The following is a 17456-nucleotide window of genomic DNA, read 5'->3' as shown; positions in this document are numbered from 1 at the left end:
CCGCCTCGGCAGTCGGCGTAGCTGGCGACTGCCGCTGCGGGATGCTGCCTGCCACCGAGCCACAGGGCGTGGCCGTGTCTCCTTGACGAGTAGAGCAGTTGGGGCTGTCTACTGTGCGGGGCGACTTGATCGAGCCTTGATGTGGGTGGCCGGGCTGTTCTCCGCCGCGGGGCGGGGCCACAATGATCATGTGGACGGACAGGACTCGGTTCAGCGGGCGGAAATCGACCGGATCATCGATCCGCTGAAGACGAACATGCCCCAGGCTGGGGACCTTGGCTTCGAGGCGATCCAGCAGTTGGGGAACCCGGTGCCGCTACTGGTGCAGAACGACGGCAAGGAGCATTTGCAGCTGTGGCTCGAGCCGTTCGGGCAGGACTACTGGCTGAAGCCGGGGGAGGCTGTGTACGTCACCTCGTACGGGACGTGGAATGACCACCCGTTCGAGACGATCCACGAGACCGACTGTCTCACCGTCTGGGCCACGTCCTGGTTCGCGACGGTCTCTGACTGCGACGGCAATGAGTTCCCCCCGGGCCGAAGGGAGCGCGCCTGTGTCGGCCGACGGCGCACACGTCGGCTCAACTACGGCGGCGACCGCCAGGGGAACGCCGCCCTGCACCGCATCGTCTTCACCCGCTGCGCCACGACCCGCGCACCCAGGCGTACTACGAACGCCGCACCCAGGAGGGCAAGACCCGACGGGAGATCATCCGACGCCTCGAGCGATACGCAGCCCGCGAGGTCTTCAACCTGGTCAGACCAGTGTCCAGCACCCCCGCGTTATAGGGGCGTCTGTGAGACGTGAGAGGGTGCGGGGCGTGAGTGAGACACCGTCGAACACCCTGCAATACCGCTTTGACGGGCCAGAAGAGGCCCCGGTCCTGATCCTGGGCCCCTCACTGGGTACCACATGGCACATGTGGGACCGGCAGGTGCCCGAACTGGCGCAGCAGTGGCGGGTCTTCCGCTTCGATCTGCCGGGACACGGCGGCGCCGCCGCGCACCCGGCGGGCTCGGTCGCCGAGCTCACCACGCGTCTGCTGGCGACACTCGACGGACTCGGCGTGCAGCGCTTCGGCTACGCGGGCTGCGCCTTCGGCGGTGCCGTCGGTATCGAACTGGCCCTGCGCCACCCCGAGCGCCTCGCCTCCCTCGCGCTGATCGCCGCCTCGCCGCGCTTCGGTACGGCCGACGAGTTCCGCCAGCGCGGCGTGATCGTCCGTACGAACGGGCTGGACCCCATCGCCCGCAGCTCGCCGGAGCGGTGGTTCACGGGAGGGTTCGCCGCCGCCCAGCCCGCGATCACCGAGTGGGCCGTGCAGATGGTGCGGACCACCGACCCCGGCTGCTACATCGCCGCCTGCGAAGCGCTCGCCGCGTTCGACGTGCGTGGCGAACTCGGGCAGGTCGGCGTCCCGACCCTGGTCCTGGTCGGCTCCGACGACCAGGTCACCGGACCCGCCGAGGCCCGCACCCTGGTCGCCGGCATCCCGGACGCCCGCCTCGCCGTCGTCCCCGGCGCCTCCCACCTGGTCCCGGTCGAGCAGCCCGCGGCCGTCACCGACCTGCTGGTGCGGCACTTCACCACCGCCTGGCAGACCGGCCACGACGCCTCCACGGGCCAGATCGCCGTCCCGGCCGCCCACGTGACCCCACCCGTCGCCCCCGCGGGTCCCGTCGCCCCCGCGGCCCTCGCGGCCTCGGCCGCCCCCGTCCAGCCGGCCATGGCCCCGCCGCCGCAGCCGGCCGGGCCGATCGCCGAGATCGCCCCGGCCGCCGCAGCGCCGCAGGCCCCGGCGCAGGGGCGGCCCGACCCGTACGAGGCGGGGCTCAAGGTGCGCCGCGAAGTGCTCGGCGACGCGCACGTCGACCAGGCGCTGGCGCAGGCGGACGAGTTCTCGGGGGAGTTCCAGGAGCTCCTCACCCGGTACGCGTGGGGCGAGGTCTGGGACCGGCCCGGTCTGGACCGGCGCACCCGCAGCTGCGTCACCCTCACCGCCCTCGTCGCCGGCGGCCACCTGGAGGAACTCGCGCCCCACCTCCGGGCCGCCCTGCGCAACGGTCTCACCCCGGGCGAGATCAAGGAAGTACTGCTCCAGGCGGCCGTCTACTGCGGCGTACCGGCCGCGAACGGCGCCTTCCGGGTGGCGCAGCAGGTCATCCGGGAGGAGACCACGCCGCCCGAGTGAGTCCTGCCCGGCCGCGGGCCGGCCCGCGGCGGCAGGATGGAGTCATGAAGCTCACCAAGAAGTCGCACGCCTGCGTCCGCCTCGACAAGGACGGGCGGACGCTCGTCCTGGACCCCGGCGGATTCAGCGAGGAGGACGCCGCCCTCGGCGCGGACGCCGTCCTCGTCACCCACGAGCACCCCGACCACTTCGACGAGCCGCGGCTGCGCGCCGCGATGGAGAACAACCCGGGCGCCGAGATCTGGACGCTGAAGTCGGTCGCGGAGAAGATCTCGGCGGCGTTCCCGGGCCGCGTCCACACCGTCGGCCACGGCGACACCTTCACCGCCGCCGGTTTCGACGTACAGGTCCACGGAGAGCTGCACGCGGTGATCCACCCGGACATCCCCCGCGTCACCAACGTCGGCTTCCTCGTCGACGGCGGCAAGGTCTTCCACCCCGGCGACGCCCTCACCGTCCCCGACCACCCGGTGGAGACGCTGATGCTCCCGGTCATGGCGCCGTGGAACAAGATCGCGGAGGTCATCGACTACGTCCGCGAGGTGAGGCCGCGGCGCGCCTACGACATCCACGACGCCCTCCTCACCGACCTCGCCCGACCGATCTACGACCGCCAGATCGGCGAACTGGGTGGCGCCGAGCACCTGCGGCTCACCCCGGGTGACTCCGCGCGGGTGTGAGGCCCCGGCCGGTGACGATCCCGGGCGGGACGGGGTTGTCGGTCCCGCCCGGTAGGTTGTGGGACATGCGCATCGCGACCTGGAACGTGAACTCGATCACCGCCCGCCTGCCGAGGCTCCTCGCCTGGCTGGAGAGCAGCGGCACCGACGTGCTGTGCCTCCAGGAGGCCAAGGTCGCCGAGGAGCAGTTCCCCTTCGACGAGCTGCGCGAGAAGGGCTACGAGGCGGCGGTGCACGCCACCGGCCGGTGGAACGGCGTGGCGGTGCTCTCCCGCGTGGGCCTGGAAGACGTGGTCAAGGGCCTGCCCGGCGACCCCGGCTACGACGGCGCGCAGGAGCCCCGCGCGATCTCCGCCACCTGCGGCCCGGTCCGCGTCTGGTCGGTGTACGTGCCCAACGGCCGCGAGGTGGAGCACCCCCACTACGCCTACAAGCTCCAGTGGCTGGAGGCGCTCCGCGCGGCCGTCGAGGGCGACGCGGCCGGCAGCCGCCCGTTCGCGGTGATGGGCGATTACAACGTCGCGCCGACGGACGACGACGTCTACGACCGTGCCGCCTTCGAGGGCTCCACCCACGTCACCCCCGCCGAGCGTGCCGCCCTCGCCTCCCTGCGCGGCGCCGGCCTGTCCGACGTGGTCCCGCGCCCGCTGAAGTACGACCACCCCTTCACCTACTGGGACTACCGCCAGCTCTGCTTCCCCAAGAACCGCGGCATGCGCATCGACCTGGTGTACGGCAACGAGCCCTTCGCCAAGGCGGTCACCGACTCCTACGTCGACCGCGAGGAGCGCAAGGGCAAGGGCGCCTCCGACCACGCGCCGGTCGTGGTGGACCTGGACGTGTAGGCGCCCCGGCCTCCCGCGCCGCTCCTGCGTGCCCTGTGGTGCACATGGCGGTACGAATGACAGTCTGGAGGTATGAACTTCCCCTTCCTGGGCAAGCGGCGCGAAGATCACCGGGCTCACGACGCCGAGGGCATCGGTGACCTGCTCGCAGACTGTGATCTGCTGCGCTCCCAGGCCCTGCGGGAGGGGGTCCGGCTCGACGACTCCGAGGTCTCGCTGGAGCAGCTCGACCAGGTGCTGCCGCGCTGGCGGAGCGACGAGGAGATCCTGGCCTGGCTCGGCAACGACGCCGGCCTGTACCTCGGCACCGTGATCGTGCGCACCGTGCCCGGCGCCGCCTGGTCCATCCGGTCCGACGGCCAGCCCGTCGTCCGGCTCGCCTCCGGCCGGGAGTTCGACGTGGTGGAGTCCGGCCACGCGTGGGCGGCGGACGGCGTGCCCGAGCTCTCGCAGCTGTACGGCGAGGTCGCGGAAGCGTGAGGGCGTTCAACCTCTGGTCCAACGATCGCCTTAAATAGGGCTAATGCCCGAAAGGTGCGTGTCGTTGGCATACCTGCCGTCTGTGTCGATACGTTGCAGTGGCCAGGTCGCACACGAACGCACAGGGGCATACGCAGGGTGCAGCCGGAGATCACTGCTCGCGCGGCGGATCGGACACCAGGACGGGCCGTCCGCAGGCGAGAAGAAGGTCAGCTGCACACCGGGCCTGGGCGCGGTGGGAGTTGCGGGTAGTCGGTGCTGCTCCGGGGCGCCCGGGCGATGAGCTCTTGCCGGGCCGCCCCGAGTCGGCGCTGCCGCAGACGCCACGCTGGGCCTGGAGGAGGCTCTCCCGGCCCGCGGCTTCCACTCTCCGCTCCTGATCGCCGGTGCTGCGGTCCGCCGCGCGGCGAGACCTCCACCGAGCGCCGCCAGATGAGCATCGCCGCGATTCGGCCCCCGGCACGGTGTCTCCTCGGCGGCCGGGCGCAAGACGGCGACGCCACCCGGGGGCCGCTCACCCCACGACACGAGCTGCCGAGGACGGCTCGGGCTGGGGCATCTCTTTCCCGTTCTCCCCGCGCCGACGCCAGTGGTGCGTTCCCACCGACGATCTCGGCAGGCCTGCCGGATCCAGGGCGGTGAGGGCCGGATCCGGCAGGTCAGGCGATCACACGTCGTAGTCGAGGGACCATTCGGCCGGCTGGCCCATGTGCATCTCGAAACGGCCAGTGCCAGTCAGGCCCGCCAGCTCGCCGCTGCCCGAGCCGGCCACCACGGTCAGGTCGGCCTTGACCGTTCCGTCGGCGAACGTCCCCTCGTGACGGAGCACGAAGCTGCCGCTGCGCCCGCCCAGCGTCGTGGTGATGTGCTCAAGGCCGAGGAACGTGACCGGGGTGCCCTCCTGTTCGGGGTAGACCAGCAGGTACTCGACCGTGCTCACCTCGGTCTCCATGTCACCCCGGTAGGCGTTGCCCACCTCGGCCCGGTGCAGCTTGGGACTGACACCCTCCGGCGTCAGCGGCTTCTCGTCCCAGCTCTTGTTGTCGAACTGACCGGATGCGTTGCTCATTCTCTACTCCCGAACTGTGTTCGCTTACGGCGTGTGCGTCTGGCATGTTGCCAGGGCAACTGGAGCCAGGTCATGTGGACTTGTCCGCTGAACGGGAAGCGTCGGCGCCGGAGAGCTTGGGCGGCTGCGGGGCGCTCCGCAGCGGAACCTCCTGCAACGCCAGGGACGCCGTCGTGATCATCAACGTGAAGGTGCGGTTGCGGAACAGTCCGAACGGGATGATCGGATGGGTGGCGGCCGACTCCACGCGGCCGAAGACCGCGAGCAGGACCACCCCGGCCAGCAGGGGTCCCCAGACGAGCGGCTCGTCCCAGCCGTGCCCCTCGCCGGCCCAGGACAGGCCCAGGAGCAGGGGAACCACTCCGCAGGCCAGGACCAGGGCCCCCAGGAAGTCGATGTCCCGCCACGCCGCGTCCGTGTGGATCACGGGCAGCGCGCGCCGCGGCGACGAGGAGAAGGGACACGAGGCCGACCGGCACGTTGATGTAGAAGATCCAGCGCCAGTCCAGGCCGTCGGTGATCCAGCCGCCGAGCGGCGGGCCGAACTGAGCCCGAACAGCGAACCGGCGATGCCCTGCACTTTGCCGCGGCTGTCCGGCGGATAGATCTCGCCCAGCGTGGTGAGGCAGTTGGACAGCAGCAGCCCGCCGAACGAGCCCTGAAGACCGCGCAGGGCGATCAGCTCGGGCACAGCCCGCACAGCCCGCACAGCCCGCTCAGCCCGCTCAGCCCGCTCAGCCCGCACAGCCCGCACAGCCCGCACAGCCACGAAGCGGCCATGAAGGCCGACGACCCTTCGTCCCGGGACCGCCCACACGCAGAACTCCGTACGCTCGCATGCCAGCGGGCGTCGGGTGCCGGAGTTCGACGGGCCGCGGTGCATGCGCTCCCGATGGGCTCCTGACGCGACCATGGCGATCAACTAAGCTGCCCGAACGGCCCTTCCCTGGAGGTGCGGATGCGTCGCCCTGTGACACGGAAACTGACGGTTCTGGCGGTCTCGGCCGCCGTGGTGTCGGTGGGGGCGGCGGCCCCACCCACCGCCCAGAGCAGACCCACCGCCCCGAAGACCCCCGTCGCAGTCGGCTACGGCGGCGCGGTCGCCAGCGTCGACCCGGACGCCTCCGCCGCCGGCATCGAGATCCTGCGCAAGGGCGGCAACGCCGTCGACGCCGCCGTCGCCACCGCGGCCGCCCTGGGGGTCACCGAGCCCTACTCCGCCGGCATCGGCGGAGGCGGCTACCTGGTCTACTACGACGCCGAGTCCCGTACGGTGCGCACCATCGACGGCCGTGAGACCGCGCCGCTGAGCGCCGACGAGAACCTCTTCACGGAGAACGGCGAGCCGATCCCCTTCGCCGACGCCGTCAGCAGCGGCCTCGCCGTCGGCACCCCGGGCACCCCCGCCACCTGGCAGACCGCTCTCGACAAGTGGGGCAGCCGGAAGCTCGGCTCCGTGCTCAAGCCCGCCGAGCACCTGGCCCGGCACGGCTTCACCGTCGACGACACCTTCCGCTCCCAGACCGCCGCCAATGAACAGCGGTTCCGCTACTTCCCGGACACCACCGAGTTGTTCCTGCCGGGCGGCGAACTCCCGGTCGTCGGCTCCACCTTCAAGAACCCGGACCTGGCGCGCACCTACAAGGAACTGGGCCGCGAGGGCGTCGGCGCGCTCTACCACGGCGAACTCGGCGAGGACATCGTCGCCACCGTCAACAAGCCGCCGGTCGACCCCGACTCCGGCTGGAACGCCCGCCCCGGCGACCTGTCCGCCAAGGACCTCGCGGCCTACGGGACCAAGCTCCAGGCGCCCACCAGGACCTCGTACCGCGGCCTGAACGTCTACTCCATCGCACCCTCCTCCTCCGGCGGCACCACGGTCGGCGAGGCCCTCAACATCCTGGAGCGCACCGACCTCTCCCGGGCGAGCAAGGCCCGATACCTGCACCGCTTCATCGAGGCGAGCCGCATCGCCTTCGCCGACCGGGGGCGCTGGGTCGGCGACCCGGCCTTCGAGGACGTACCGACGAAGGAGCTGCTGTCCCAGCGGTACGCCGACGCGCGCGAGTGCCTCATCAAGGACGACGCGGTGCTCACCAGCCCCCTCGCGCCCGGCGACCCGCGGCACCCCGCCCCCTGCGCGCGCGGCGGCACGGCGGCGCCGACGACGTACGAGGGGGAGAGCACCACGCACCTGACGGTGGCCGACAAGTGGGGGAACGTCGTCGCCTACACGCTCACCATCGAGCAGACCGGCGGCAGCGGCATCACCGTGCCCGGCCGCGGCTTCCTGCTCAACAACGAGCTGACGGACTTCTCCTTCGCCCCGGCCAACCCTGCCGTCCACGACCCGAACCTGCCGGGACCCGGCAAGCGCCCGCGGTCGTCGATCGCGCCGACGATCGTGCTCGACCAGCACCACGAACCGGTCGTCGCGGTCGGTTCGCCCGGCGGCGCGACCATCATCACCACCGTGCTCCAGGCACTCACCGGCGTCATCGACCGCGGCCTCCCGCTCGTCGACGCGATCGCCGCCCCGCGCGCCAGCCAGCGCAACGCCGAGCGGACGGAACTCGAACCGGGCCTCTACGACAGCGGCGTTCGGGCGGAGCTGGAAGCCCTCGGGCACTCGTTCAAACGCACCCCCGAGATCGGCGCGGCGACCGGCGTGCAGCGGCTGCCGAACGGCAGGTGGCTGGCCGCCGCCGAGAAGGAACGGCGCGGCGGCGGCTCGGCGATGGTGGTCAGGCCCGTCAGGTAGCGCGGGTCACAGCTCGGGGACGGGCCGTTCGGGTGTCCGGAACGCCAGCCGCCCGTCCTCGACGTCGACCGTCACCCGGCCGCCGTCCGCGATGCGGCCGTCCAGCAGCAGGCGGGACAGCTCGTTGTCCACCTCGCGCTGGATGGTGCGGCGCAGCGGGCGGGCGCCGTACTCGGGCTGGTAGCCGCGTTCGGCGAGCCAGTCCACGGCCGCGTCGGTGAACTCGGCGGTGATGCCCTGCGCGTGCACCATCCGGCGGGTCTGCTCGAGGAGCAGGCTGGTGATCTGCCGCAGCTGCTCGCCGCTGAGCTGGCGGAAGACGACGATCTCGTCGATGCGGTTGAGGAACTCGGGCCGGAAGTGCTCGCGCAGCGGGCGCAGCACCTGCTCGCGCCGGGCCTCCTCGTCCGCCTCCGAACCACCGGGACCGAAGCCGATGCCCGCACCGCGCCGGGTGATCACGTCGGAGCCCAGGTTGCTGGTCATCACGACGACCGTGTTGGAGAAGTCCACCGTCCGGCCCTGCGAGTCGGTCAGCCGCCCGTCGTCCAGCACCTGGAGCAGGATGTTGAAGACGTCCGGGTGCGCCTTCTCCACCTCGTCGAGCAGGAGCAGCGAGTACGGATGCCGGCGCACCACCTCGGTGAGCTGGCCGGCCTCCTCGTGCCCGACGTAGCCGGGCGGGGCCCCGACCAGGCGGCTGACCGTGTGGCGTTCCTGGTACTCGCTCATGTCGAGCCGGACCATACGGTCCTCGCTGCCGAACAGCGCCTCCGCCAGCGCCCGCGCCAGCTCGGTCTTGCCGACGCCGGTCGGGCCGAGGAAGAGGAAGCTGCCGATGGGCCGGTCGGGGCTGGAGAGCCCGGCGCGGGAGCGCAGTACGGCGTCGGAGACGACCCGTACGGCCTCGTCCTGGCCGACGACCCGCTCGTGCAGGTGGGACTCCAGGCCCAGCAGGCGGTCCTTCTCCTCCTGGGTGAGGCTGCTGACCGGGATGCCGGTCTGCCGGGACACCACCTCGGCGATGGACTCGGTGCCCACCACCAGGTTCAGGCCCTCGTCGGCCTCGCCGCCGCCGTCGGCCTCGGTGATCCGCTGCTTCAGCTCGGTGATCCGGTCCCGCAGCTGCGTGGCCTGCTCGTACCGCTCGTCGGTGACCGCCTGGTCCTTGTCCCGGATCAGCTGGTCCACCTCGCGCTCCATGGCGCGTACGTCCGTGCCCTTGGTGCGGGCCCGCAGCCGCACCCGGGCGCCGGCCTGGTCGATCAGGTCGATGGCCTTGTCCGGCAGCCGGCGGTCGGTGAGGTAGCGGTCGGACATCTCCACGGCCGCCACCAGCGCCTCGTCGGTGTAGCGGACCTGGTGGTGGGCCTCGTAGCGGTCGCGCAGGCCGCGCAGGATCTCGATCGCGTCCGCGGTGGTGGGCTCGGGCACCAGGATGGGCTGGAAGCGGCGGGCGAGGGCCGCGTCCTTCTCGATCCGGCGGTACTCCTCCAGCGTGGTGGCGCCCACGATGTGCAGCTCCCCGCGGGCCAGGGCCGGCTTGAGGATGTTCCCGGCGTCCATCGAGCCGCCCTCGCCGCCACCGCCCGCGCCGACGACGGTGTGCAGCTCGTCGATGAAGATGATCAGCTGGTCGGAGTGGGCGCGGATCTCGCCCACGATGTTGTTCATCCGCTCCTCGAAGTCGCCCCGGTAGCGGGTGCCGGCGACCACGCCGGTCAGGTCCAGCGCGACCACCCGGCGTCCGATCAGAACGTCGGGCACGTCGCCGTCGGTGATCCGCTGGGCCAGCCCTTCCACCACCGCGGTCTTGCCGACGCCCGCGTCACCGATCAGCACCGGGTTGTTCTTGCCGCGGCGGGAGAGCACCTCCACGGTCTGCTCGATCTCCTCCTCGCGGCCGATCACCGGATCGATCCGGCCCTGCTGGGCCAGGTCGGTGAGGTCGCGGCCGTACTTGTCCAGGGTGGGCGTGTTCGTCGACCGGGGACCCTCGGTACGGCCCTTCGCGGCGTCCGGCGGCTCCGTCGGCAGACCCGAGGGGGCGAACCGGGCCGCGTTCAGGATGTGCCCGGCGGCCGAGTCGGGGTTGGCGGCCAGGGCGCTGAGCACGTGCTCCGGGCCGATGTACCCGGTGCCGGTCGACCGGGCCAGCTCGTGCGCGTCCAGCAGGGCGCGCTTGACGGCCGGGGTCAGGGAGAGCGAGGTCGGCGGCGGGACCTCGCCCGGCGGATGCTGCACCGGGCCGGTCCGCTCGTCGATCTGCGACGCCATCGCGTCGGGGTCGGCACCGGCCCGGCTGAGCAGGCCCCGGGTCGGCTCGGTGGCGAGCGCGGCCCGCAGCAGGTGCTCGGTGTCCAGGTCCCGGCTGCCGTGCTCCGCGGCGTACTGGGCCGCGCCGCGCACCAGCTCCCGCGCGGGCTGGCTGAGCAGCCGGCCGATGTCGATCTGCCTCGGCCTGGGCCCGCCGAAGAAGCGTGCCAGGAATTCCGCGAACGGGTCACCCTCCGGGCCCATGAAGCCGCTGCTCATCGTTTCCGGTCCTCCGCTGCTTCGCTGATCGACGTGCCGGGGCCGGGTAACCCGGGCGGCGTGCGCTCATGCCCAACATGACACGTTCTGTTCCTGCGGGCATGTGCGGCGACCCCGGGCCCCGGCCCGTCTCAGAGGCCGTCCCGCGAGGTCAGGACCCGCGGTCCGGCGTCCGTGACGGCGACCGTGTGCTCCACGTGGGCCGCCCGGGAGCCGTCGTTCGTGCGCAGGGTCCAGCCGTCCGGTGCGCAGTGGTAGTCGTCCCGGCCGCCGCCGATCAGCATGGGCTCGATGGCGATGACCATGCCGTGGCGCAGCGGCAGTCCGCGTCCCGGCCGGCCCTCGTTGGGGACCCCGGGGTCCTCGTGCATGCGCCGGCCGATGCCGTGGCCGCCGAAGTCCTCCATGATTCCGTAGCCGCCCCCTCGGCACACCGAGCCGATGGCGTGCGCGATGTCGCCGATGCGGTTGCCGACGACGGCCGCGTCGATGCCCGCCGCGAGGGCCCGCTCGGCGGTCTCGATCAGGGTCACGTCCGCCGCCCGAGGGGCGCCCACGGTGAAGCTGACCGCCGAGTCGCCGGCCCAGCCTTCCAGGATCGCGCCGCAGTCGATGGAGACGAGGTCGCCGTCGCGCAACCGGTAGCCGTCCGGGACGCCGTGCACGATCGCGTCGTTCACCGACGCGCAGATGACGGCCGGGAAGGGCGTCGGGGCGAAGGAGGGCCGGTAGCCGAGGAACGGCGACGCCGCCCCCGCCTCCCGCAGTACCTCGTGCGCCACCGCGTCCAGCTCCAGCAGGGACACCCCCACGTCCGCGGCCTGCCGTACGGCGGTCAGGGCGCGCGCGACGACCTGGCCGGCCTCGTACATGGCATCGATCGACGTGTCTGTCTTCAGTTCCACCATGCCAATTACTATACCGGTATTTGAATTGGCTTCGACTCGACCCGGCCGGTACGGGAAACCGGTATTAGAATGACGGCATGGTACGCACACCCCTGACCCCCGAAGAGCGTGAACGCGGCGAGCAGCTCGGCCGGCTGCTGCGTGCGGCCCGCGGCGAGCGGAGCATGACGGAGGTCGCGGCCGAGGCGGGCGTCTCCGCCGAGACCCTGCGCAAGATCGAGACCGGCCGCGCCCCGACCCCGGCGTTCTTCACGGTGTCCGCGCTGGCCCGTGCGCTGGGGCTGTCCATGGACGAGCTGGCGGGGCGGTGCGCACTGACGGCGGTGTGAGAGTGGTGTGACGACACTCCTCGAAAACTCCCTGTAGCGGCGTCGTAACACGACTGGTGTTCCCTACGTGACCGGATGGACCGGATGGACCGGACCGGTGTCCTCCAGCGGGGCGGGAGTCGTGCGATGGCCGTGGAACAACTGCCGGGTCGGGTAAGGCGGTTCGCCCGGTACCTGACCGACCTGCTGACGCTCCTGGACCAGGAGGGCGGCTGGTGCGGGGTGTTCCGGCAGCGCGACCCCGACGGCATGCGGGCCTGTCTCGACGGACGCGAGGTGCCGCCCTGGGACGTGGTGGAGGCCCTGCTCCAGGACTTCGCCGGCCGGTACGGCGCCCCCGCCGCCACGACGGAGACGGACCGCGCCCGTGCCCTCCACGCCGCCGCGCTCACCGCGTACGACTCCCTCCCCGGCGCCCGCGACGCCCTCGGTGACCGGCTCGACGTCATGCTCCGCGAGCAGCGGTACGCCGCCGACCGCCAGGTGGAACTGGGCCGCCTGCTCACCTCGGCCACCGACCGGGAGGCGGCCGACACCCTCCGCCTCGACCTGGCCTGGGCCCGCGACGACCACGCGCGGGCAACGGCCCGGTGCGCCGAGATCCGGGCCCGGATGACGGAGCTGGACCGCCGCACGGAGACCGTCCGGCGGGGGGAGACCGGGACGGGGGCCGGGAGCCGCGCGCCTGGCGCCATGGCCAGGGAGAGCGGGGTGCAGGCCGCTGGGGGAGGGGCCGTGCCCGAGGGACCCGAGCGGGTGGGCCCCACGCGCGGGACGGCGGGCCCCACGCGCGGGACGGCGGAGCCGCCGCGCGGGAAGGCCGGTGCCGGGGGCGCGGGGCCCCGCGGACGCCGCCGGGGCGGTGCGCGTTTCGCCGGGGTCGTCGAGGAGGACGCGGCCCCCGCCTCCGTAGCGCCGGACCACCTGCCGAGCCCTCTCGCCGTCCCGGCGGCGAAACGCGCTCCGCGCGGCGCGCGATTCGCCGGTACCGCGGAGACGGTGGAGCGGCCGGCACCACGGCCCGAGCCGCCGACCGCGGTGGAGGCGGACCGGACAGCGGCAGGCCGCCTCGTGGAGGCGCTGACGCGGCTGCGCGCCGAGGGGCGCGGTGGGGAGGCGCACGCCCTGCTGGCCGAGGCCGCGCGCGGGTCCGCCGCCCGCTTCCCGCTGCTCGCCGCCCGGCTGGAACAGGCCGGACTCGGCGCCGACTGGACGACCCTGCTGTGGGAGACCGCCTCCCTGCCCGCCGAGAACCTGGTCGCCGCCGCCGACGCCCTGGCCGCGGCCGGACGCGGCGCCGACGGGGAGCGGATCCTGCGGCAGGGCGTGGTACGTCCCGCCGCCGAGATCGGCGCGGCCGTCCTCGCCCTGGTCGCCGAGGGCCGGCACCGCGAGGGCCGCGCGCTCCTCGACGCCTGCGTCCGCGCGCGCTCCCCGGAAGAGGCCGCCCGCAGCGCCGAACCCGCCCCGCCGGTCCTCGTACCGCTGTTGCTGGCGGCGGCCCGCGGAATCTCCGACGAACGCCACCGGGACCTCGTCCACGCCCTCCGCGTCGCCGGGTTCGCGAGTTGAGACACGCCTCAGCCACCCCACCGGTCCCACCACTCACCCACAGGAGTGCCAATCGCGATCGACACCACGGCTTGGCGACGATGGTCTTGGCAAGCCCGTCCGGCCAGGCTTACGTTCGTCCCTCTACTGCCTGCTCTACGGGCGTAGAGGCTCTGACGTCGTGTCGAAGGAGCAGCTCATGGCCAACGTCGTACGTGCCGCTCTGGTCCAGGCCACCTGGACCGGCGACACCGAGTCCATGGTGGCGAAACACGAGGAGCACGCCCGGGAGGCGGCCCGGCAGGGAGCCCAGGTCATCGGCTTCCAGGAAGTCTTCAACGCCCCCTACTTCTGCCAGGTGCAGGACCCCGAGCACTACCGCTGGGCCGAGCCCGTGCCCGACGGCCCGACCACCCGCCGCATGCAGGCCCTCGCGCGCGAGACCGGCATGGTGATCGTCGTCCCCGTCTTCGAGGTCGAGCAGTCCGGCTTCTACTACAACACCGCGGCCGTGATCGACGCCGACGGCACCGTCCTCGGCACCTACCGCAAACACCACATCCCGCAGGTGAAGGGCTTCTGGGAGAAGTTCTACTTCCGTCCCGGCAACCTCGGCTGGCCCGTCTTCGACACCGCCGTGGGCAAGGTCGGCGTCTACATCTGCTACGACCGGCACTTCCCCGAGGGCTGGCGGCAACTCGGCCTCGGCGGCGCCCAGCTGGTCTACAACCCCTCCGCCACGCACCGCGGCCTCTCCGCCCACCTGTGGCGGCTCGAACAGCCCGCCGCGGCCGTCGCCAACGAGTACTTCGTCGCCGCGATCAACCGGGTCGGGCAGGAGGAGTACGGGGACAACGACTTCTACGGGACGTCGTACTTCGTCGACCCGCGCGGGCAGTTCGTCGGCGAGACCGCCAGCGACACCAAGGAGGAACTCGTCGTCCGCGACCTGGACTTCGACCTCATCGACGAGGTGCGGCAGCAGTGGGCCTTCTACCGCGACCGCCGCCCCGACGCCTACGAAGGGCTGGTGCGGCCGTGACCAAGGACCTGTTCGGCCGGCACCGCGCCGTCCTGCCCGACTGGCTCGCCCTGTACTACGAGGACCCGCTGGAGATCACGCACGGCGAGGGCCGCCACGTCTGGGACGCCGCCGGCAACAAGTACCTCGACTTCTTCGGCGGCATCCTCACCACGATGACCGCGCACGCCCTGCCCGAGGTGACCAAGGCGGTGAGCGGGCAGGCCGGGCGGATCATCCACTCCTCCACGCTCTACCTCAACCGGCCCATGGTCGAACTCGCCGAACGCGTCGCCCAGGTGTCCGCCATCCCGGACGCCCGGGTCTTCTTCACCACCTCCGGCACCGAGGCCAACGACACCGCGCTGCTGCTCGCCACCGCCCACCGGCGCAGCAACACGATCCTGGCGATGCGCAACAGCTACCACGGCCGCTCCTTCAGCTCGGTCGGCATCACCGGCAACCGAGGCTGGTCCCCGACCTCGCTCTCCCCGCTCCAGACGCTCTACGTCCACGGCGGAGTGCGCACCCGCGGCCCCTACGCCCACCTGGACGACCGGGACTTCATCGACGCCTGCGTCGCCGACCTCGAGGACCTCCTCGGCCACACCCGCCCGCCCGCCGCGCTGATCGCCGAACCCGTACAGGGTGTCGGCGGTTTCACCTCACCGCCGGACGGCCTGTACGCCGCGTTCCGCGAGGTGCTGCACGAGCGGGGCATCCTGTGGATCGCCGACGAGGTGCAGACCGGCTGGGGCCGCACCGGCGAGCACTTCTGGGGCTGGCAGGCCCACGGGCGCAGCGGCCCGCCGGACATCGTGACCTTCGCCAAGGGCATCGGCAACGGCATGTCCGTCGGCGGGGTCATCGCCCGCGCCGAGATCATGAACTGCCTGGACGCCAACAGCATCTCCACCTTCGGCGGCACCCAGGTCACCATGGCGGCCGGCCTCGCCAACCTCACGTACCTGCTGGAACACGACCTCCAGGGCAATGCCCGGCGCGTCGGCGGCATGCTCATCGAACGGCTGCGGGCCGTCGCCGCCCAGGTGCCGCACGTACGGGAGGTGCGCGGGCGCGGGCTGATGATCGGCATCGAGCTGGCCCGGCCCGGCACCGACGAGGCCGCCCCCGAGGCGGCGTCCACCGTGCTGGAGGAGGCCCGCGCGGGCGGGCTGCTCATCGGCAAGGGCGGTGGCCACAGCACCAGCGTCCTGCGCGTCGCCCCGCCCATGTCCCTCACCGTGGCGGAGGCCGAGGAGGGCGCCGCCATCCTCGAACGCGCTCTGCGGAGCATCTGACAGCCGTACACGGGCCGTGCATCGAGCAGAGGAACGGAACCGCCGCGATGACCTCCACCTCGGAGACTTCGGGACCCTCAAGGACCTCGGAGCAGCACACCTGGGAACCCGCCCTGTCGGTCCGTCAGATCCTCACCCTGGAGCGGGTGCTCGCCGGGCAGCCCGAGGTGGTGGCCGGCGCGCACCGGCTCGACCGGCCCGTGCGCTGGGTGCACGTCGCCGAGGCCGCCGACGTCGGAGTGATGCTCAGCGGCGGCGAGATGGTGCTCACCACCGGGGTGCTGCTCGCCGTGGACGAGGACAAGCAGGGCGAGTACATCCGCTCCCTGCACCGTGCGGAGGCCGCGGCCGTCGTACTCGGCCTCGGCCGCGCCTTCCCCACCCCGCCGGACGTGATGCGCCGGGTGGCCGAGCGGTGCGGGCTGCCCATGGTCGTCCTGCACCGGCCCTTCCCCTTCGCCGAACTGACCGAGGAGGTGCAGTCCCGGCTGCTGCGGCGCAAGTTCGCCGCCGTCAGCCTCTCCGAGGCCGTACGCACCGAGCTGACCGGGCTGATCACCGCGGGCGCCCCCGTGCAGCGCCTCCTCGACGAGGTGGCCCGGCACGGCGGCTGCCCGGTCGTCGTCACCAACCTCGCCCACCGCGTCCTCGCCACGGCGGGGGAGCGGTCCGCGGTCGACGACGTGCTCCGGGACTGGGAACGCATCGCCCGCCAGGCCGGTGCCGGGACGGCCGACGGCTGGATCCGCGCCGAGCTGAGCGGCCGCCAGGAACGCTGGGGGCGGCTGGTGCTGTGCGGCTACCGCGGTGACCGGGCCGCCGGACGGCTGATCGCCGACCGCGCCGCCGAGGCCCTCGTCCTGCACCGCATGCTCGGCGGCGACGGGGACCGCGCCGGGGCCTCCGCGAACCCCGGCAGCTCCTGGAACTCCTGGGAGGCGCAGTCCGCGCGGAGCCTGCTCACCGACCTGGTCAGCGGTGCCGTACCCGCACGGCAGCTGCTGCCCCGGGCGCGCGCGGCCGGACTGCCGGTCAACCGGCGCGTCTTCGTCCCGCTCGTCGTCCGCGACCAGGAACCCGCCCGGCTGAACCGCGTGCTGCGGCTGCTGGGCCTTTCCGGAATCGTCGCCGAACTCGCCGACGGTGCCGGCGCCGTCCTGCTCAGCCTCGCCCCCGACCAGGACGTCAGGGCGCTGACCGCGCACTTCGCGGCCCGGCTGCGGTCGGAGCCGGAGTCCTCGCATGCCGTGGTGGCGGCGGCCGACGCCCGCACCGCCTGGGACGGCGTACCGGCCGGCCTGCGCGAGGCCCGGCACGTCGCCGACGCCGTGGCCGACTCCGCGAACTCCCTCGACCCGCCGCCCGTCGTGCGGCTGCGCGACATCCACCTGCGCGGACTGGTCCGGCTGCTGCGCGACGACCCCCACGTGCAGTCCTTCGCCGAACGGGAGCTGGACGGGCTGCTGCGCGGCCCCGACGAGGACCTGCTGTCCGTACTGCGCACCTACCTCGCCACCGGCCGCAACAAGTCCCGCACCGCCCAGCTCCACCACGTCTCCCGGCCCGCCCTCTACCGCCGTCTGGAGGCCATACAGGGCCGCCTCGGCGTGGACCTCGACGACTTCGAGCAGGCCGCCTCCGTCCACATCGCGCTCCTCGCCCACGACGCGCAACAGGGGTGACACCGTGCAATGCCCGACCCCCGCAGACGTGACACCGTGCCACTCATTCCGGCCACCCGCCCTTCCTAAGCTCGCGGCACACCGAGCGAGTGGAGGCCGAAG

The 17456-nt window shown here is 72.6% G+C and carries 15 protein-coding genes; 11 read left to right on the top strand and 4 right to left on the bottom strand.

Annotated elements, in window-relative coordinates:
- Positions 1-190: 190 nt before the first annotated feature.
- The 5 genes from ACIQ6R_RS24230 (at position 191) to ACIQ6R_RS24210 (ending at position 4197) form a co-directional block, all read left to right on the top strand.
- Entirely contained in the window at positions 191-808 is a 618-nt protein-coding gene (locus ACIQ6R_RS24230) for a hypothetical protein (RefSeq protein WP_404223319.1), read from the top strand.
- A 13-nt stretch (positions 809-821) separates the two neighbouring features.
- Positions 822-2192 (top strand): 4-carboxymuconolactone decarboxylase, encoded by a 1371-nt coding sequence (gene pcaC / locus ACIQ6R_RS24225; RefSeq protein ID WP_404223316.1) that lies wholly within the window; start codon positions 822-824, stop codon positions 2190-2192.
- Positions 2193-2236: 44 nt separating this feature from the next.
- Positions 2237-2872: an MBL fold metallo-hydrolase gene (locus tag ACIQ6R_RS24220; protein ID WP_404223314.1), complete on the top strand. Its 636-nt coding sequence runs from the start codon at positions 2237-2239 to the stop codon at positions 2870-2872.
- 65 nt (positions 2873-2937) lie between these two features.
- Positions 2938-3717 carry an exodeoxyribonuclease III gene (locus ACIQ6R_RS24215; RefSeq protein WP_404223312.1) on the top strand — a complete coding sequence of 260 codons (780 nt, stop codon included), beginning with the start codon at positions 2938-2940 and terminating at the stop codon, positions 3715-3717.
- Positions 3718-3789: 72 nt separating this feature from the next.
- Entirely contained in the window at positions 3790-4197 is a 408-nt protein-coding gene (locus tag ACIQ6R_RS24210; protein ID WP_404223310.1) for a DUF6278 family protein, read from the top strand.
- A gap of 667 nt (positions 4198-4864) precedes the next feature.
- Here ACIQ6R_RS24210 and ACIQ6R_RS24205 read toward each other — a convergent pair.
- Both ACIQ6R_RS24205 and ACIQ6R_RS24200 read right to left on the bottom strand, forming a co-directional pair.
- Positions 4865-5266 (bottom strand): DUF3224 domain-containing protein, encoded by a 402-nt coding sequence (locus ACIQ6R_RS24205; protein WP_404223308.1) that lies wholly within the window; start codon positions 5264-5266, stop codon positions 4865-4867.
- Entirely contained in the window at positions 5263-5751 is a 489-nt protein-coding gene (locus ACIQ6R_RS24200; protein WP_404223438.1) for a hypothetical protein, read from the bottom strand. The genes ACIQ6R_RS24205 and ACIQ6R_RS24200 overlap by 4 nt, the downstream gene beginning before the upstream one ends.
- 473 nt (positions 5752-6224) lie before the next feature.
- Between ACIQ6R_RS24200 and ggt the strand changes: the two genes are divergently transcribed.
- The gene (ggt, locus tag ACIQ6R_RS24195; RefSeq protein WP_404223306.1) at positions 6225-8027 is read left to right on the top strand and encodes a gamma-glutamyltransferase; all 1803 of its coding nucleotides are present in this window, start codon (positions 6225-6227) and stop codon (positions 8025-8027) included.
- A 6-nt stretch (positions 8028-8033) separates the two neighbouring features.
- On the opposite strand, the gene ACIQ6R_RS24190 is transcribed toward ggt, so the two are convergent.
- Positions 8034-10562: an ATP-dependent Clp protease ATP-binding subunit gene (locus ACIQ6R_RS24190; protein ID WP_404223304.1), complete on the bottom strand. Its 2529-nt coding sequence runs from the start codon at positions 10560-10562 to the stop codon at positions 8034-8036.
- A 131-nt stretch (positions 10563-10693) separates the two neighbouring features.
- Positions 10694-11470, bottom strand: coding sequence for a type I methionyl aminopeptidase (map, locus tag ACIQ6R_RS24185; RefSeq protein WP_404171594.1), 777 nt, complete (start codon positions 11468-11470; stop codon positions 10694-10696).
- 77 nt (positions 11471-11547) lie between these two features.
- On the opposite strand from map, the gene ACIQ6R_RS24180 reads away from it, so the two are divergent.
- The 5 genes from ACIQ6R_RS24180 (at position 11548) to ACIQ6R_RS24160 (ending at position 17354) form a co-directional block, all read left to right on the top strand.
- Positions 11548-11799, top strand: a complete 252-nt coding sequence (locus ACIQ6R_RS24180; RefSeq protein WP_404171591.1) for a helix-turn-helix domain-containing protein — start codon at positions 11548-11550, stop codon at positions 11797-11799.
- 126 nt (positions 11800-11925) lie between these two features.
- The gene (locus ACIQ6R_RS24175) at positions 11926-13371 is read left to right on the top strand and encodes a hypothetical protein (RefSeq protein ID WP_404223301.1); all 1446 of its coding nucleotides are present in this window, start codon (positions 11926-11928) and stop codon (positions 13369-13371) included.
- A gap of 178 nt (positions 13372-13549) precedes the next feature.
- On the top strand, positions 13550-14392 hold the full coding sequence (locus tag ACIQ6R_RS24170; protein WP_404171585.1) for a nitrilase-related carbon-nitrogen hydrolase: 843 nt from the start codon (positions 13550-13552) through the stop codon (positions 14390-14392).
- The gene (locus tag ACIQ6R_RS24165; RefSeq protein WP_404171582.1) at positions 14389-15672 is read left to right on the top strand and encodes an aspartate aminotransferase family protein; all 1284 of its coding nucleotides are present in this window, start codon (positions 14389-14391) and stop codon (positions 15670-15672) included. The genes ACIQ6R_RS24170 and ACIQ6R_RS24165 overlap by 4 nt, the downstream gene beginning before the upstream one ends.
- 47 nt (positions 15673-15719) lie before the next feature.
- Complete coding sequence (locus tag ACIQ6R_RS24160; protein WP_404223298.1) at positions 15720-17354, top strand: PucR family transcriptional regulator; 1635 nt, start codon at positions 15720-15722, stop codon at positions 17352-17354.
- Positions 17355-17456: the final 102 nt, after the last annotated feature.

Source organism: Streptomyces sp. NPDC096048 (assembly GCF_044763415.1).
Taxonomy (GTDB): domain Bacteria; phylum Actinomycetota; class Actinomycetes; order Streptomycetales; family Streptomycetaceae; genus Streptomyces.
This window is presented reverse-complemented; position numbering and strand designations above follow the sequence as displayed.

Bases quoted from the DNA above. Each gene is read 5' to 3' on its own strand.
- ACIQ6R_RS24180 (WP_404171591.1), top strand. From the start codon at position 11,548: ATGGTACGCACACCCCTGACCCCCGAAGAGCGTGAACGCGGCGAGCAG.
- ACIQ6R_RS24170 (WP_404171585.1), top strand. From the start codon at position 13,550: ATGGCCAACGTCGTACGTGCCGCTCTGGTCCAGGCCACCTGGACCGGC.
- ACIQ6R_RS24215 (WP_404223312.1), top strand. From the start codon at position 2,938: ATGCGCATCGCGACCTGGAACGTGAACTCGATCACCGCCCGCCTGCCG.
- ggt (WP_404223306.1), top strand. From the start codon at position 6,225: ATGCGTCGCCCTGTGACACGGAAACTGACGGTTCTGGCGGTCTCGGCC.
- ACIQ6R_RS24220 (WP_404223314.1), top strand. From the start codon at position 2,237: ATGAAGCTCACCAAGAAGTCGCACGCCTGCGTCCGCCTCGACAAGGAC.
- ACIQ6R_RS24210 (WP_404223310.1), top strand. From the start codon at position 3,790: ATGAACTTCCCCTTCCTGGGCAAGCGGCGCGAAGATCACCGGGCTCAC.
- ACIQ6R_RS24175 (WP_404223301.1), top strand. From the start codon at position 11,926: ATGGCCGTGGAACAACTGCCGGGTCGGGTAAGGCGGTTCGCCCGGTAC.
- ACIQ6R_RS24190 (WP_404223304.1), bottom strand. From the start codon at position 10,562: ATGAGCAGCGGCTTCATGGGCCCGGAGGGTGACCCGTTCGCGGAATTC.
- map (WP_404171594.1), bottom strand. From the start codon at position 11,470: ATGGTGGAACTGAAGACAGACACGTCGATCGATGCCATGTACGAGGCC.
- ACIQ6R_RS24205 (WP_404223308.1), bottom strand. From the start codon at position 5,266: ATGAGCAACGCATCCGGTCAGTTCGACAACAAGAGCTGGGACGAGAAG.
- ACIQ6R_RS24160 (WP_404223298.1), top strand. From the start codon at position 15,720: ATGACCTCCACCTCGGAGACTTCGGGACCCTCAAGGACCTCGGAGCAG.